This window comes from Streptomyces zhaozhouensis (genome assembly GCF_900230195.1).
Classification (GTDB): Bacteria; Actinomycetota; Actinomycetes; order Streptomycetales; family Streptomycetaceae; genus Streptomyces; species Streptomyces zhaozhouensis.
The window spans coordinates 135,439-150,706 of record NZ_OCNE01000003.1 but is presented as its reverse complement, the minus strand read 5'-3'; the positions used below and the strand labels follow the sequence as shown (position 1 = coordinate 150,706).

At 74.0% G+C, this 15,268-nt stretch carries 12 protein-coding genes; 10 read left to right on the top strand and 2 right to left on the bottom strand.

Annotated elements, in window-relative coordinates; translation table 11 throughout:
- Positions 1 to 182: 182 nt before the first annotated feature.
- The gene (locus tag CRP51_RS06520) at positions 183 to 710 is read left to right on the top strand and encodes a helix-turn-helix domain-containing protein (protein ID WP_107500836.1); all 528 of its coding nucleotides are present in this window, start codon (positions 183 to 185) and stop codon (positions 708 to 710) included.
- Between the two features lie 215 nt (positions 711 to 925).
- On the opposite strand, the gene CRP51_RS06515 is transcribed toward CRP51_RS06520, so the two are convergent.
- Positions 926 to 3,463 (bottom strand): Hsp70 family protein, encoded by a 2,538-nt coding sequence (locus tag CRP51_RS06515; RefSeq protein ID WP_097230050.1) that lies wholly within the window; start codon positions 3,461 to 3,463, stop codon positions 926 to 928.
- A 198-nt stretch (positions 3,464 to 3,661) separates the two neighbouring features.
- Between CRP51_RS06515 and argC the strand changes: the two genes are divergently transcribed.
- The 5 genes from argC (at position 3,662) to CRP51_RS06490 (ending at position 8,683) form a co-directional block, all read left to right on the top strand.
- Positions 3,662 to 4,690 (top strand): N-acetyl-gamma-glutamyl-phosphate reductase, encoded by a 1,029-nt coding sequence (gene argC / locus CRP51_RS06510; RefSeq protein WP_097230049.1) that lies wholly within the window; start codon positions 3,662 to 3,664, stop codon positions 4,688 to 4,690.
- Positions 4,687 to 5,826: a bifunctional glutamate N-acetyltransferase/amino-acid acetyltransferase ArgJ gene (argJ, locus tag CRP51_RS06505; protein ID WP_097230048.1), complete on the top strand. Its 1,140-nt coding sequence runs from the start codon at positions 4,687 to 4,689 to the stop codon at positions 5,824 to 5,826. Before argC ends, argJ begins: the two co-directional genes overlap by 4 nt.
- A 61-nt stretch (positions 5,827 to 5,887) precedes the next feature.
- The gene (argB, locus tag CRP51_RS06500; RefSeq protein WP_097230047.1) at positions 5,888 to 6,925 is read left to right on the top strand and encodes an acetylglutamate kinase; all 1,038 of its coding nucleotides are present in this window, start codon (positions 5,888 to 5,890) and stop codon (positions 6,923 to 6,925) included.
- Positions 6,925 to 8,121, top strand: a complete 1,197-nt coding sequence (locus tag CRP51_RS06495; protein ID WP_097230046.1) for an acetylornithine transaminase — start codon at positions 6,925 to 6,927, stop codon at positions 8,119 to 8,121. Before argB ends, CRP51_RS06495 begins: the two co-directional genes overlap by 1 nt.
- Positions 8,122 to 8,137: 16 nt before the next feature.
- Positions 8,138 to 8,683, top strand: a complete 546-nt coding sequence (locus tag CRP51_RS06490; RefSeq protein WP_097230045.1) for an arginine repressor — start codon at positions 8,138 to 8,140, stop codon at positions 8,681 to 8,683.
- Positions 8,684 to 8,936: 253 nt separating this feature from the next.
- On the opposite strand, the gene CRP51_RS06485 is transcribed toward CRP51_RS06490, so the two are convergent.
- Positions 8,937 to 10,013, bottom strand: coding sequence for a polyprenyl synthetase family protein (locus CRP51_RS06485; protein ID WP_097230044.1), 1,077 nt, complete (start codon positions 10,011 to 10,013; stop codon positions 8,937 to 8,939).
- Positions 10,014 to 10,462: 449 nt separating this feature from the next.
- Between CRP51_RS06485 and CRP51_RS06480 the strand changes: the two genes are divergently transcribed.
- The 4 genes from CRP51_RS06480 (at position 10,463) to CRP51_RS06465 (ending at position 15,207) form a co-directional block, all read left to right on the top strand.
- Positions 10,463 to 11,659, top strand: coding sequence for an argininosuccinate synthase (locus tag CRP51_RS06480; RefSeq protein WP_097230043.1), 1,197 nt, complete (start codon positions 10,463 to 10,465; stop codon positions 11,657 to 11,659).
- Positions 11,656 to 13,152, top strand: coding sequence for an argininosuccinate lyase (gene argH, locus CRP51_RS06475; RefSeq protein WP_097230042.1), 1,497 nt, complete (start codon positions 11,656 to 11,658; stop codon positions 13,150 to 13,152). Before CRP51_RS06480 ends, argH begins: the two co-directional genes overlap by 4 nt.
- 310 nt (positions 13,153 to 13,462) lie before the next feature.
- On the top strand, positions 13,463 to 14,104 hold the full coding sequence (locus CRP51_RS06470) for a TetR/AcrR family transcriptional regulator (RefSeq protein ID WP_170970451.1): 642 nt from the start codon (positions 13,463 to 13,465) through the stop codon (positions 14,102 to 14,104).
- Positions 14,101 to 15,207: an acyltransferase family protein gene (locus tag CRP51_RS06465; RefSeq protein WP_097230040.1), complete on the top strand. Its 1,107-nt coding sequence runs from the start codon at positions 14,101 to 14,103 to the stop codon at positions 15,205 to 15,207. Before CRP51_RS06470 ends, CRP51_RS06465 begins: the two co-directional genes overlap by 4 nt.
- Positions 15,208 to 15,268: the final 61 nt, after the last annotated feature.

Sequence of the window (15,268 nt, the reverse complement as noted above, 5' to 3'; positions counted from 1 at the left end):
GAGGATAGGGGCACGCACGATGCGTGAGCAACTATTGAAGATCAGTAACTATCCATTAAGGCATTGTAGTTGCTTATTGGGAAGGCCCGGTAAACCTCGGTCAACCTGGGGGCGTGGCACATGCTGATCCATGGCTGATTTGGGGCTGGTGCGTTGCCCTCAGGTGCGGCAACCTACAGTGCATGACTCAAGACTGGGCACGACTGGGAACGATGTTGAAGCGCGCGCGGGAGAGCCGTGGGCTTCAACAAAAGTTCGTCGCCAAGTCCCTGACCGTGGAGCGCGGCGCCATCTACAACATCGAGAAGGGCGCCATCAAGAAGCTCACCGGCACCATCAACCGCTATGCGGAGATGGTCGGTTGGGCGCCGGAGTCGCTGCGGCTCGTCCTGGAGGGCGGGGACCCGGTGACCGTCGACGACATCGAGCGGTCCACGGCGGGCAAGGGGCAGGCGGAGCCGGCCGTCGCCGGCGACCCCGGCCAGGCGGGGCTGTCCCTGGTGGTACGCAAGGCGCTCTCGCAGGGAGAGTTGATCGACTCCGAGGTTCAGTCTCTGGGCACACCGGATGGACAGATCCAGGTGGCGATCGTCGCCAGGGCTCAGCCCGGCGCGACGGCGGCCCAGCTCGACCAGGCCGGCATGGTGTGGGCGCGGGTGCGCCTCGCGCTGATCAAGGCCCTCGACGAGGAACAGGGCGGCGGACGCTAGGCGCTCCGCCCGCGCGCACGATCTGCTGAGTTGCCTTGAGGCATCGTGTGAGCCCAGTAACCAGACGTCTGAGCCCCCACCCGTTCCCCCGGAGAGAAAGGCTCCGCAAACGCCGTCCCCGACCCCAGGGCCGCGCGGCCGCCCCGGCCGCGCGGCCCGCGTGCGTGCCGGCAGGGGAGGGTGGCGCCGGGCTGTCGGGTCACGGGGGCGCGCCCTCAGGGAGCCGGGAGGGGCACGGGGGTGAGTGCGCGCAGGCGCGCCCAGCGGTTGGAGCGGAGGAACGCCGCTGCCCGTTCCCCCGTCGCCCGGTCGACGGTGGCGCCCGTCTCGTTGCCCGTGCCGAGGTCCCTGGCCGTGACACGCAGGATGTCGTTGGCGTCGCAGTCGGCCGTCACCTCGATCCGGGGCACGCCGCGGGGAGCGGGTGGCAGGGCGAGTTCGAGCACCGCGAGGGTCCGGTTGCGCGCCGCTTCCTTGAGCTCGCCCTCCACGACGTGGAGCACGGCCACGGGCTGGTCGTCCGTGTGCGTGGTGAAGATGTCGGAGCGCTTCGTGGGGATCGTCGTGTTCCGCTGGAGCAGCTTGGTGGTCGTCCCCCCGTTGGTCTCGACGCCGATGGAGTAGGGGGCGACGTCGAGGAGCATCATGTCCCGCACCGCGCCGGTCAGGACGCCCGCCTGCAGGGCGGCGCCCCCGGCGACGGCCCCGGGGGCCAGGCCCCGGTGGGGCTCACGGCCGTCCGTGAGCCGGCGGATCAGGTCGCCCACCGCGGGCATCCGGGCGGCGCCGCCCGCCACGACCACCTGGTCGATGTCGGCGGGCGTGTACTCGGCGTCGGCGAGGACGTGCTCGACGGGGGCGCGGCAGCGTTCCAGCAGGTCCCGGGTGAGCGTCTCGCACTCCTCGCGGGTCAGCTCCTCTTCGAGGTGGACGGGGCCGTCCGGCCCGGTGGCCAGGTAGGGCAGCCGGACGGTCGCGGCGCGCGCCGCCGACAGCTCGATCCTCGCGGCCTCGGCCGCCTCGCGCAGCCGCTCGGCCGCGGCGGCGTCGCCGGCGAGGTCCACGCCGTGCCGCCGCCGTACGCGCTCGGTCAGATGCCTGACGATCCGCCGGTCCCACTCGTCGCCGCCGAGCCAGCTGTCGCCCGCGGTGGCCTTGATCTCCACGACGCCGTCGCCGAGTTCGACCAGGGAGACGTCGAGGGAGCCGGCGCCGAGGTCGAAGACGAGGACGGTGCAGTCGTCACGGTGCGCTCCGTAGGCCATCGCCGCGGCCGAGGGCTCGTTGACCAGCCGCAGGACGTTGAGCCCGGCCCGTTCGCCGGCCCGCAGCAGCGCGGCCCGCTGGTCGCGACGGAAGCCGGCGGGCACCGCCAGCACCGCGTCGGTGACCGGGTGGCCGAGGTAGCCCTCGGCGTCCTCGCGCAGCCGGGCGAGTACCTGTCCGGCGACGTCCTCGGCGGTCAGCCGGACGTCCCCCCGCGCGAGGCGCCGGCCGGTGCCCAGCCACAGCTTGGCGGCGCGCGCGGTGTGGCCGGGGTCGGTGAGGGCCTGCCGCTCGGCGGCCGTGCCGACGAGGACGTCCCCCTCGGCGGTGAGGGCCACCACGCTGGGGGTGGTGAGCGCGCCCTGGGCGTTGGGGACCAGCGAGACCTCGCCGCCCTCCAGGACGGCGACGGCCGCGTGCGCCGTGCCGAGGTCGATGCCGACGGCCCGACGCGCCCGACCCGCCCGCCGCGCAGTGTCCGGTCCGCCGTCCGGTGCCGCCGTCGCCCCGGCGGTCTCGGTGGCCTCCGCGGCGCCTGCCGTCCTGGCGTCCCCGGCCGTTCCGGCGTCCCCGGCCGTTCCGGCGGCCTCGGTGTAGGGGGCGGTCGGGGGCGCGGCGTGCCGCTGGATGAGGGTGGTGACGGCGTCCGGCCAGGGGGTGGAGCCGAAGAGGTCGTCCTCCGGTTCCCAGTGCGCGCCGATCCGCTCCAGCAGCGCGGTGAGCGTGGGCCGTTCGCCGGGCGTCTTCGCCAGGCAGGCGTCGACCAGTTCGCGCAGCGGCCCCGTGAGCCCGTCCAGCCGGGGCCGCGCGTTGACCACCCGGTGGAGCACCGCCAGCGGTGGGCCCTCCCCGAAGGGGCCGGACCCCGTGGCGGCGAAGGCGATCACCGCACCGAGCGCGAACACGTCGCCGGCCGGGCCGATCTCGCCGCCCTCGGCCTGCTCGGGCGACATGAAGCCCGCCGTCCCCACCACCAGGCCGGTCGCCGTCAGCGCGGTGTCCTCCCGCGTCCGCGCGATCCCGAAGTCGATCACCCGCGGCCCGTCGGCGGCCACCAGCACGTTCGACGGCTTCAGGTCCCGGTGCAGCACCCCCACGGCGTGGATGGCCCCCAACGCCTCCACCAGCCCCGCCGTCAGCCGCCACACCGCGTCGTCGGGAAACGGCCCCGCCGCGCCGACCGCCGCCGCCAGATCGGGTCCCGGGACATAGGCGGTCGCGACCCACGGCGGGTCGTCCTCCGGCCCGGCGGCCATCACGGGGGCCGTGAACGCCCCGCCCACCGCCCGCGCCGCCGCCACCTCCCGCGCGAACCTCCGCCGGAACTCCGCCTGCCGCGCCAGGTGCGGGTGCACCGTCTTCACCGCGGCCGCCCGCCCGCCCGGCGACCGGCCGAGGAACACCTCGCCCATCCCGCCGGCACCCAGCCGGCCCCGCAACCTGAACCCGCCCACCTGCTCCGGGTCCCCGGCCCTCAGCGGCTCCACCCCGGCCTCCTTCGTCACGCCCCACCCAACGGACCGGTGCCAACGCCCGGTGTCCACAGGCAGGTTACGTTCCCCGGCGCCCGCGGTGGCCGGCCGGAGGGCCGGGGCGGGCGGCGCGGCCAGGGGGTGTCCGCCCCGGGGCGCCATTGCATAAACGTGCCTGGCTACGTATAGTCATGCTATTCCACGGAGGAGGCGATGGCAGTGCGGGCTGCGGTGGCGGGCGCCAGCGGGTACGCGGGAGGCGAGGTGCTGCGGCTGTTGTCGGCGCACCCGGAGATGGAGATCGGCGCGGTCACCGCGCACGCCAACGCCGGGCAGGCCCTCGGCGGCCTCCAGCCGCACCTGGTGCCGCTGGCCGACCGGGTGCTCGCACCGACCTCGGTCGAGACGCTGTCCGGGCACGACGTCGTCTTTCTCGCGCTGCCGCACGGCCAGTCGGCCGCCGTCGCCGAGCAGTTGGGCGACGACGTGCTGGTCGTCGACTGCGGCGCCGACTTCCGGCTGCGGGACGCCGCCGTCTGGGAACGCTTCTACGGCACCCCGCACGCCGGCACCTGGCCCTACGGCCTGCCCGAACTCCCCGGCGCGCGCGAGGCGCTGCGCGCCACCCGGCGCGTCGCCGTGCCCGGCTGCTACCCGACCGCCGTCAGCCTGGCGCTCTTCCCCGCCTACGCGGCCGGCCTTGTCGAGCCGGAGGCCGTGGTCGTCGCCGCCTCCGGCACCTCGGGCGCCGGCAAGGCGATGAAGCCGCACCTGCTGGGCAGCGAGGTGATGGGCTCGATGAGCCCGTACGGCGTGGGCGGCGGCCACCGCCACACCCCCGAGATCGCGCAGAACCTCTCCGGACTCGCCGGCGAGCCCGTCACCGTCTCGTTCACCCCGACGCTCGCGCCCATGCCGCGCGGCATCCTCGCCACCTGCACGGCCCGGGTCCGCCCCGGCACCACGGCCGCCGCGATCCGCGAGGGCTACGCCGAGGCGCTGGCCGGCGAACCGTTCGTGCGGCTGCTGCCCGAGGGGCGGTGGCCGGCGACGGCGGCCGTGGTCGGCTCCAACGTCGCGCTTCTCCAGGTCACCCTCGACGAGGCCGCCGGCCGGCTGGTCGCCGTCAGCGCGATCGACAACCTCACCAAGGGCACCGCCGGCGGCGCCGTCCAGTCCATGAACCTCGCGCTCGGCCTCCCCGAGGAGACCGGCCTGCCGCTGAACGGGACCGCCCCGTGAGCGTCACCGCCCCCGTCGGCTTCACCGCCACCGGCGTCGCCGCGGGAGCCGCGCCCGACGGCGCGCCCGACCTGGCGCTCGTCGTCAACGAGGGCCCCGGCCTGGCCGCCGCCGGGGTGTTCACCACCAACCGCGTCAAGGGCGCCCCCGTCCTGTGGACCGAGCAGGTGCTGCGCGGCGGCGCGGTCGCCGCCGTGCTGGTCGACGCCGGCTGCGCCAACGCCTGCACCGGACCACTCGGCTTCCAGGACGCCCACGCCGCCGTCGAGCACACCGCGCGGCTGCTGGACCGCGACGCCGCGCGGATCGCGCTGGCCGCCACCGGCCCGATGGGGGTGCGGCCCGCGATGGACCGGCTGCTGCCCGGCGTGGAGGCGGCCGCCGCGCGGCTCTCCGAGTTCGGCGGCGACCGCGCCGCCCGCGCGATCATGACCACCGACACCCAGCCCAAGACGGCCGCCGTGCGCGGCGGGAGCGGCGCCGGCTGGACCGTCGGCGGCATGGCCAAGGGCGGCGCGATGCTCGCGCCCTCCCTCGCCACGCTGCTGGTGGTGCTCACCACCGACGCCGACCTTCCCGCGCCCGAGCTGGCCCGCGCGCTGCGCGCCGCGACCCGCGCCACCTTCGAACGGATCGACGCCGACGCCGTCGCCTCCCCGAACGACACCGTGCTGCTGCTCGCCTCCGGCGCCTCGGGCATCGCGCCCGCCCCGGAGGAGTTCGCCGAGGCGGTGCGCGCCGTCTGCGCCGACCTGGCGCGGCAGTTGGTGAAGGACGCGGAGGGCGCCACCAAGGAGATCGCCGTCGAGGTGACCGGCGCCGTCGACGAGGAGCAGGCGCTGACCGCCGCCCGCGCCGTCGCCCGCGACCCGCTGGTCAAGGCGGCGCTGCGCGCCGAGGACCCCGCCTGGCCCCGCGTGGTCGCCGCCGTCGGCGCGAGCGGCGCGGCCGTCGAGCCGCACCGGCTCGCCGTGGCGGTCAACGGCGTCCCGGTCTGCCGCGACGGCGCGCCCGCCGAGGACGCCGCCGCCGTCGACCTGCGCTTCCGTGAGGTCAGGCTCACTGTCGACCTGGGTGCGGGGGACCGGTCCGCCTCCCTGTGGACCACGGACTGGGCGGCCGGCGCCGCCCGTTGAGCCCACCGACCCGCCCCAGCACACCCGCCCGCAGCATTCCCACCCGAGCCGAAAGCGTGTGATGACGGTCAACGCACCCAAGGCCGAGGCGGCCCCCGAGGCCGCTCCCGACTCCGACACGTCCCCCGCCGCCGACGAACCGGGCGCGCGCGGCGCGCGCCGGCACACCGCGCTGCCGAAGGCGCGCATCCTGATCGAGGCCCTGCCCTGGCTCACCCGCCACCACGGCAGGACGGTGGTGATCAAGTTCGGCGGCAACGCCATGGTCGACGAGGAGCTGAAGGCCGCCTTCGCCCAGGACGTCGTCTTCCTGCGCCACGCGGGACTGCGCCCGGTGGTGGTGCACGGCGGCGGCCCGCAGATCAGCCGGCAGCTCGCACGCCTGGGCCTGGAGTCCGAGTTCAAGGCGGGCCTGCGCGTGACCACCCCCGAGACCATGGAGGTGGTCCGGATGGTGCTCGCCGGTCAGGTGCAGCGCGAGCTGGTCGGCCTGCTCAACCGGCACGGCCCGCTCGCCGTCGGCATGACCGGCGAGGACGCCCACATCCTCACCGCCGTCAAGCGCCTGGCCGAGGTCGACGGCGAGCCCGTGGACCTCGGCCGGGTCGGCGAGATCACCGCCGTCGAGACGGGCGCCGTCCGGGCGCTGCTGGACAACGGGCGCATCCCCGTCATCTCCTCCATTGCCCGCAGCGCCGACGACGACCACGTCTACAACATCAACGCCGACACCGCCGCCGCCGCGCTCGCCGCCGCGCTGGGCGCCGAGACGCTGATGGTCCTCACCGACGTCGAGGGCCTCTACGCCGACTGGCCGGCCAGCGACGAGGTCATCAGCCGGCTGACCGTCAGCGAGCTGGAGCGGCTGCTGCCCGAGCTCGCCAGCGGGATGGTGCCCAAGATGGAGGGCTGCCTGACCGCCGTCCGCAACGGGGTGCGCACCGCCCGCGTCATCGACGGCCGGGTGCAGCACTCCATCCTGCTGGAGATCTTCACCGACGAGGGGATCGGCACGATGGTCGTCCCCGACGACCACCCCGTCCCGAACGCGGCCGCCCCCGCCGCCGCCCACGCCGCGCCCACCGAGGGAGAGTCCTGATGAGCAACGAGTCCCTGCACGCCAGGTGGCAGGCGTCCCTGATGGACAACTACGGCCGGCCGAGGGTGCCGTTGACGCGCGGTGAGGGCGCCAGGTTCTGGGACGCCGACGGACGCGAGTACCTGGACTTCGTCGGCGGCATCGCCGTCAACTCGCTCGGCACCGCGCACCCCGCCGTCGTCGAGGCGGTCTCCCGCCAGGTCGCCTCGCTCGGCCATGTCTCCAACCTCTTCGTCGCCGAGCCGCCGGTGGCGCTCGCCGAGCGGCTGCTCGAACTGGCCGGCCGGCCAGGACGGGTCTACTTCTCGAACTCGGGCGCCGAGGCCAACGAGGCCGCGTTCAAGCTGGGCCGGCTCACCGGGCGGCGGCACATGGTCGCCGCCGAGGGCGGCTTCCACGGGCGGACGGTGGGCGCGTTGGCGCTCACCGGGCAGGCCGGCAAGCAGGACGGCTTCCTCCCGCTGCCCGGGGACGTGACCCATGTCCCCTACGGCGACGCCGAGGCGCTGCGCGCCGCCGTCACGGAGGAGACCGCGCTGGTGGTCCTCGAACCGGTGCAGGGCGAGAACGGCGTGGTCGTCCCGCCGGACGGGTACCTCGCCGCGGCCCGCGAGATCGCCACGGCCAAGGGCGCACTGCTGGTGCTCGACGAGGTGCAGACCGGGATCGGCCGCACCGGGCACTGGTTCGCCGGCCTGGCCCAGGGCGTCGAGGCCGACATCGTCACCCTGGCCAAGGGGCTCGGCGGCGGGCTGCCCATCGGCGCCACCCTGGCGTTCGGACCTGCGGCGGAACTCTTCACCCCCGGCCGGCACGGCTCCACCTTCGGCGGCAACCCGGTCTCCTGCGCCGCCGCGCTGGCCGTGCTGGACACCCTCGCCGCCGACGACATCCTCCGGCGGGTGAAGGCGACCGGCGAGCTGCTGCGGGACGGCGTCGAGCGGTTGGGGCACCCGCTGGTCGAGGGGGTCAGGGGCGCCGGGCTGCTGCTCGGTATCGTGCTCACCGAGCCCGTCGCCGCACGGGCGCAACGATTCGCCCAGGACGCGGGGCTGCTGGTGAACGCCGTCGCGCCCGACGTGCTGCGGCTGGCGCCCCCGTTGATCATCGGGAGCGCGGAGGTCGACGCGTTCCTGGCCGCGCTGCCGGCGGCGCTGGACGCGGCGGCCGAGGCGGCCGGCGGGGGCGAAGGATGACAACCGGAGAGGGAGCATGACGGAGCAGGCGCAGCCCAGGGGCGGATCGGGCAACGGGCCCGCGGTGCCCCAGACGCGAACGGCCCGGCACCGCAGGATCGTCGAGATCCTCAACCGGGGCCCGGTGCGCTCCCAGAGCCAGCTCGCCAAGCTGCTCGCCGACGACGGGCTGAGCGTCACCCAGGCGACGCTCAGCCGGGACCTGGACGAGCTGGGCGCGGTGAAGATCCGCAACGCGAGCGGTGAGTTGATCTACGCCGTGCCGAGCGAGGGCGGTTACCGCACGCCGAGGGCGCCGCTGGGGGAGTCGGCCAAGGAGGAACGGATGGCCCGCCTCGCCGGCGAGCTGCTGATCTCCGCCGAGGCCTCGGCCAACCTGGTGGTGCTGCGCACCCCGCCGGGCGCCGCGCAGTTCCTCGCCTCGGCGATCGACCAGGCGGAGGTCCACGACATCCTCGGCACCATCGCCGGCGACGACACCCTCCTCCTCATCAGCCGCGCCCCCGACGGCGGACAGTCCCTGGCCGACCATCTGCTGCGGCTGGCCCAACGCGACGAGTAGCCCCGTGCCGGGGGTTCGCCGACGACCCACCTTGCCGGTGACGAACCGTTGTCGTCCGCGGCCGGCCGCGGACGCGGCGCGCCGTTCCCCGCGCCCCCGGGGGCGTTGCCGGTGCGCGGGGAAGTACGCGAGCAACTGCCCACCGGGCTGGTAGCCGACAACGCGCCTGGTGCCCCGGCTCCGTTGTCGTCCCCGGCGCGACCGTCCACGGACCGGCAGCCGACGACCCACCCGACCACCCGGGCCGCCCGCGTCAGCTGGAGCGGCGGCAGGCCATCTCCGCCAGGGAGAGCAGGCGTTCGACGGGCTCGCCCGTGGTCGGGAGGGGCGCCAGCGCCTCCTCCGCGAGGGCGAGCTGCTCGGCTGCCGCGCGCTCGGCCCAGGCGCGGCCGCCGGCCTCCTCGACCAGCGCGGCGAGGGCCTCCACCGTGGGACCGCCCTCCGCGCCGTCCCCGGGCTCCTCGCCGTCCACCGGCTCCTCGTCGGTGTACAGCTCGGCCAGCCGCCGCGCCGCCGGCGTCCCGGAGTCCAGCGCGGCGACGACCGGCAGCGACTTCTTCCGGCTGGCGAGGTCGGCGCCGGCCGGCTTGCCCGTGACCTCGGGGTCGCCCCAGATGCCCAGCAGGTCGTCCGTCAACTGGAAGGCCATGCCCAGGTGGTGCCCGAAACGGCGCAGCGCGTCGACCGCCCGTTCCTCCCCGCCGCCCCACAGCCCGCCCAGGGCGCAGGCGCAGGCCAGCAGGGCCGCTGTCTTGCGTTCCGTCATCAGCAGGCACTCGCCGAGCGAGACCTGGGAACGTTCCTCGAAGTGCAGGTCGGACTGCTCGCCCTCGATCAGCTGGGTGGTGGCCTCGGTCAACCAGCGCACGCCGGTGAGGGCGTGCGCCGGCGCGTCCGCCTCGGTGAGCACCCGGACGGCCTGGTTGAGCAGCGCGTCGCCCGCCAGCAGCGCCGAGGAGGAGCCGAAGACCGCCCAGGCGGTGGCACGGTGCCGGCGGGTGGTGTCGCCGTCGAGGATGTCGTCGTGGAGCAGCGAGAAGTTGTGCGTCAGCTCCACCGCGACCGCCGGCGCGAGCGCGTCCTGCGCGCGCCCCCCGACGGCCTCGGCGGCGGCGAAGACCAGGGTCGGCCGCAGTGCCTTGCCCGCCGGCGCGGTGTCGGGCCGGCCGGCGCTGTCCGTCCAGCCGAAGTGGTAGGAGGCGACCCGCGCCACCGGCGGCGGTAGCCGCCCCACCCAGGCCCGCAGCTCCGGATCGAGCAGCACCCGCGCCTCGCGCAGTGCCCCGCGGGCGGTGTCGCGCTCGTCCTGGGTATCGGGAACGGTCGTCATCGGCGGACTCCCTCGCAGGCGGATCGTCTGGCAAACGCTCGCGTCCAGCTTGGCCGCAGCGCGGCGGTACCAAAACGGTGCCTGCCGCCGCGCGACCCCGCCCCACGGCGTGGCGCGCGCCGGCGCGAACCGCACGCGCCCGAGCTGACCAGGGGTTCCCCGTCGGCGGTCGGACGCGCCCCGCCGTCCAGGCCGGGCCGGTGATCTACCCGTGTGGGTTAACGCGCACGGTGCCGGGGGTGACGCGGGTCGTCCGCCAAGTCCCTTTCGGGAGGGCCCAGTTCGTCCGTGCTCCCGCCGCCGTGCCGTCGCGGGGCGGCGCGCCGTTCCCGCGCGGTCTCCGTTGACCAGCAGGTTTGACGAATCATGCAGAGGCTCGCATACTTATTCCTCAGTTCCTCTTGTGAAGCCCAGCGCGGTACCAGCACTGCTTGCCCTAAGGAGACACCGTGACCCAGCGCGTCGTACTCGCCTACTCCGGCGGCCTTGACACGTCGGTCTGCATCGGTTGGATCGCCGAGGCCACCGGCGCCGAGGTGGTCGCCGTCGCCGTCGACGTCGGTCAGGGCGGCGAGAGCCTGGACGTGATCCGCAAGCGCGCGCTGGCCTGCGGCGCGGTCGAGGCCGAGGTGGTCGACGCCAAGGACGAGTTCGCCGAGGAGTACTGCCTCCCGGCGATCAAGGCCAACGCGCTCTACATGGACCGTTACCCGCTGGTCTCCGCGCTCTCCCGGCCCGTGATCGTCAAGCACCTGGTCGCCGCCGCCCGCAAGCACGGCGCCGACACGGTCGCCCACGGCTGCACCGGCAAGGGCAACGACCAGGTCAGGTTCGAGGCGGGCATCGCCTCCCTGGCCCCCGACCTCACCTGCATCGCGCCCGTCCGGGACTACGCGATGACCAGGGACAAGGCCATCGCCTTCGCCGAGGAGAAGGGCCTGCCGATCGCCACCTCCAAGAAGTCGCCCTACTCCATCGACGCCAACGTCTTCGGGCGCGCCGTGGAGACCGGCTTCCTGGAGGACATCTGGAACGGCCCGATCGAGGACATCTACGAGTACACCCAGGACCCGGCCGTCGCCCGGGAGGCCGACGAGATCGTCATCACCTTCCGCGAGGGCGCGCCCGTCGCCCTCGACGGCCGCCCGGTCACCATGCTGCAGGCCATCAAGGAGCTGAACGAGCGGGCCGGCGGGCAGGGCGTGGGCCGGATCGACATGGTCGAGGACCGGCTGGTGGGCATCAAGTCCCGCGAGGTCTACGAGTCCCCGGGCGGCATCGCGCTGATCGCGGCCCACCAGGAGCTGGAGAACGTCACCGTCGAGCGTGAGCTGGCCCGCTACAAGCGGCAGGTCGAGCAGCGGTGGAGCGAGCTGGTCTACGACGGCCTGTGGTTCTCCCCGCTCAAGCGCGCGCTGGACGGCTTCGTCGACGAGGCCAACCAGCACGTCAGCGGCGACATCCGGATGACCCTGCACGGCGGTCGCGCGGTGGTCACCGGCCGGCGCTCCGAGCAGTCGCTCTACGACTTCAACCTGGCCACCTACGACACCGGCGACAGCTTCGACCAGTCGCTGGCCAAGGGCTTCATCGACCTGTTCTCGCTCTCCAGCAAGATCGCCGCCAAGAGGGACGTCGCCCCGTGACCGAGCAGCAGCACACCGGCGGCGGGCAGGCCGAAGGCGGGCAGAACGGCGGCGGGCAGACCGGCGGCGGGCCCGAGGTCCGGCTCTGGGGCGGCCGGTTCGCCCACGGCCCCGCCGAGGCGCTGGAGAAGCTGAGCGCCTCCGTCCACTTCGACTGGCGGCTCGCCCCCTACGACATCGCCGGCTCCCGTGCCCACGCCCGCGTCCTGCACCGCGCCGGGCTGCTGGACGAGGAGGAGCTGACCGCGATGCTGGCCGGCCTGGACCGGCTGGCGGCCGACGTGGCGGACGGTTCGTTCACCGGCACCGTCGCCGACGAGGACGTGCACACCGCCCTGGAGCGCGGCCTGCTGGAGCGGCTCGGCCCGGAGCTGGGCGGCAAGCTGCGGGCGGGGCGCTCGCGCAACGACCAGGTGGCCACCCTCTTCCGGATGTATCTGCGGGACCACGCCCGGATCATCGCGGGGCTGCTGGGCGACCTCCAGGAGACCCTGATCGCGCTGGCCGAGGCCCACCCCGGCGTGGCCATGCCGGGCCGCACCCACTTCCAGCACGCGCAGCCGGTGCTCTTCGCCCACCATGTCCTCGCGCACGTGCAGGCGCTGTCCAGGGACGCGGAGCGGCTGCGGCAGTGGGACGCCCGCACGGCCGTCTCGCCCTACGGCTCCGGCGCGCTGGCCGGCTCCTCGCTCGGGCTGGACCCGGAGGCGGTCGCCGCCGAGCTGGGCTTCGAGGGCGGCTCCTCGGCCAACTCCATCGACGGCACCTCGGCCAGGGACTTCGCGGCGGAGTTCGCGTTCGTCACCGCGATGATCGGCGTCGACCTCTCCCGGATCGCGGAGGAGGTGATCGTGTGGAACACCAAGGAGTTCTCCTTCGTGACCCTGCACGACGCGTTCTCCACCGGCAGTTCGATCATGCCGCAGAAGAAGAACCCGGACATCGCCGAGCTGGCCAGGGGCAAGTCGGGCCGCCTCATCGGGAACCTGACGGGCCTGCTCGCCACCCTCAAGGCGCTGCCGCTGGCGTACAACCGCGACCTCCAGGAGGACAAGGAGCCGGTTTTCGACTCCTGCGACCAACTGGAGGTGCTGCTCCCGGCGTTCACCGGGATGCTGGCCACCCTCACGGTCAACGCGGAGCGGATGGCCGAGCTGGCGCCGGCCGGCTTCTCGCTGGCGACCGACATCGCCGAGTGGCTGGTCAAGCGCGGGGTGCCGTTCCGCGACGCGCACGAGACGGCGGGCGAGTGCGTCAAGGCCGCGGAGGCCGAGGGCGTCGAGCTGGACGGGCTGACGGACGAGACCTTCGCCAAGATCTCGCCCCGGCTGACCCCCGAGGTCCGCGAGGTGCTGACCGTCGAGGGCGCGCTGGCTGCCCGCTCCGCGCGGGGCGGCACCGCCCCGGTCGCGGTCGCCGCCCAGCTCGCCGAGGCCCGTGCCGACCTGGGCGAGCAGCGCGGCTGGCTCGCCGCCCGGCCCGGCCTGGTCTGACCCCTTCGCGTTCGCGTACGACGAGGGCCCGCCCCCACTGTGGGGGCGGGCCCTCGTCGTGCTTGGCCGCGCGGGGCGCGAAGACCCGTCCCCTGCGCTGCCGGGGCCGCCGCTCCGGAAGCTGAGGCGCGCGGTCGTCCTCGGCCCGGTGGGTGGTTGCTCGCGCCGTTCCCCGCGTCCCGAGCCGCCCAGCGGGCCGGTCCCGGCCGGCATGGCACCGCGCCGTTCCCCGCGTCCCTGCCCGCGGCCGACCGCTCCCTATCCGATACCCATGGGTATCGGATACCCGTGGGTATGCTACGGTGTGCGCATGGACGAGACGGAGAGTCATGGCAATCCGCCGGAGCCGGTCCCGCGTCTTCCCCGTGAGGAGGTGCGCCGACGCGTGCTCGTCGCCGCCGAGCGGGTCTTCGCCGAGCGCGGCTACGCCGACAGCAAGCTGGAGGACATCGCCCACGCCGCCGGCTTCACCAAGGGGGCCGTCTACTCGAACTTCGGCAGCAAGAAGGCGCTCTTCGGCGCGATCCTCGAGGCGCGCGCCGACGCGGAACTGGCCGCCGTGATGGCCGGCCTCGACGAGGCCGAGGACGTCTCCGCGCTCGTCGACCAGGCCGCGCGCCTGGTCGCGCTGCGCATCGCGCGGGACACGGTGCGAGGCCGCCTCGGCCTCGAATTCGCCACCCGCGCCCTGCGCGACGAGGAGACCAGGGCCGTGGTCGCCCCGATGCGTCGCGCCCAGCGCGCGGCGGCGGCGGGCGCCGTCCGCACCTACACCGAGCGCGCCGGAGTCACACCCCCCATCGACCCCGAGCTGGCGGGAGTGATCCTGCACTGCCTGACCAACGGCCTGTCGATGGAACACCTCGTCGACCCCGAGGGGATCGACGCCACGACCTCCGAGCGGGCGCTGCGCGCCCTGCTGGGCTGGCTTACCGGAGAGGCGCCCTCATGAAGCGCAGAGAGTACATCGACTGGCTGCGGAACCTGGGGATCCTCTTCCTCTTCCCCTTCCACACGGCCAGGGTCTTCAACGACAATCCGGAGTTCTATGTGAAGGGCGCGGAAAGCGCCTTAGCCTCCGCGCTCATCAACGTCTCCGCCTTCTGGTTCATGCCGCTGCTCTTCCTGCTGGCAGGCATGTCGAGTTACTACGCACTGCGCAAGCGGGCCGCTCGGAGCTATGTGCGCGAGCGCTATCTGCGGCTGCTGGTGCCGTTCTTCTTCGGCTGTCTCGTCATCGTGCCGCCGCAGGCCTACTACGCGATGAAATTCCACCAGGGATACCGGGGGAGTTACCCCGACTTCCTGTGGTCCTACTTCACCGACTTCTCCGACTGGACGGTGCTCACCGGGATATCCCCGGCGCACCTGTGGTTCATCCTCTTCCTCTTCCTGATCTCGGTCGCCCTGCTGCCGCTCATGCTCGCGGTGATCCGGCGCCAGACCACGCCCGCCTGGCTGCACGACCCCGTCCTCGTGCTGCTGCCCGCGCTCGGCCTCGCGGCGCTCTCCCTCATGCCGGAAATAGGCGGGGAGAACATCCTCGTCTACGCCGGATACGTCATGCTCGGCTTCCTGATCGCCACCAGCGACACGGTCATCGACATGCTGGAGCGGTACCGGCGCCGTTATCTGTGCGTTGCCGTGCCGGGGGCCATCGGCATAGCCGCCCAGAGATTCGCCACCGACATCCAGGAGAACCCGCTGTCCGCCGTCTGGCACTCCCCGGTGTGCTGGGTGACGCTGCTGGCCATGCTCGGCTACGGGAAGCGGTATCTGAACCGCCCGTCGGCCTTCATGCGCTACTTCAACCCGGCGGCGTTCCCGGTCTACATCCTGCACCAGACCTATCTGATCATCGCCGCCTACTACGTTCTCCGGGAGGTGGAGAACACGGCCGTCGCGTTCCCGGTCATCCTGGTGGTGCCCTTCTGCCTCAGCATTCTGAGCTACGAGGTCATCCGCAGGACACCGGGACTGCGGACCATGTTCGGCCTGCGAGCCCCGCGGCCGCCCGCCCGCGCCCACGCGCGGCCCGACTCCCGGGTCGCCTGACCGGCACCGGCACCGGCACCGGCACCGGCACCGACACCGGGCCGCGCGGCCCGGTGCCGGT

What these genes read in the sequence shown, in the direction of transcription:
- CRP51_RS06520 (WP_107500836.1), top strand. Translation starts at nt 183, where the DNA reads ATGACTCAAGACTGGGCACGACTGGGAACGATGTTGAAGCGCGCGCGG.
- argC (WP_097230049.1), top strand. Translation starts at nt 3,662, where the DNA reads ATGGCAGTGCGGGCTGCGGTGGCGGGCGCCAGCGGGTACGCGGGAGGC.
- argB (WP_097230047.1), top strand. Translation starts at nt 5,888, where the DNA reads ATGACGGTCAACGCACCCAAGGCCGAGGCGGCCCCCGAGGCCGCTCCC.
- CRP51_RS06495 (WP_097230046.1), top strand. Translation starts at nt 6,925, where the DNA reads ATGAGCAACGAGTCCCTGCACGCCAGGTGGCAGGCGTCCCTGATGGAC.
- CRP51_RS06490 (WP_097230045.1), top strand. Translation starts at nt 8,138, where the DNA reads ATGACGGAGCAGGCGCAGCCCAGGGGCGGATCGGGCAACGGGCCCGCG.
- CRP51_RS06485 (WP_097230044.1), bottom strand. Translation starts at nt 10,013, where the DNA reads ATGACGACCGTTCCCGATACCCAGGACGAGCGCGACACCGCCCGCGGG.
- CRP51_RS06470 (WP_170970451.1), top strand. Translation starts at nt 13,463, where the DNA reads ATGGACGAGACGGAGAGTCATGGCAATCCGCCGGAGCCGGTCCCGCGT.
- CRP51_RS06465 (WP_097230040.1), top strand. Translation starts at nt 14,101, where the DNA reads ATGAAGCGCAGAGAGTACATCGACTGGCTGCGGAACCTGGGGATCCTC.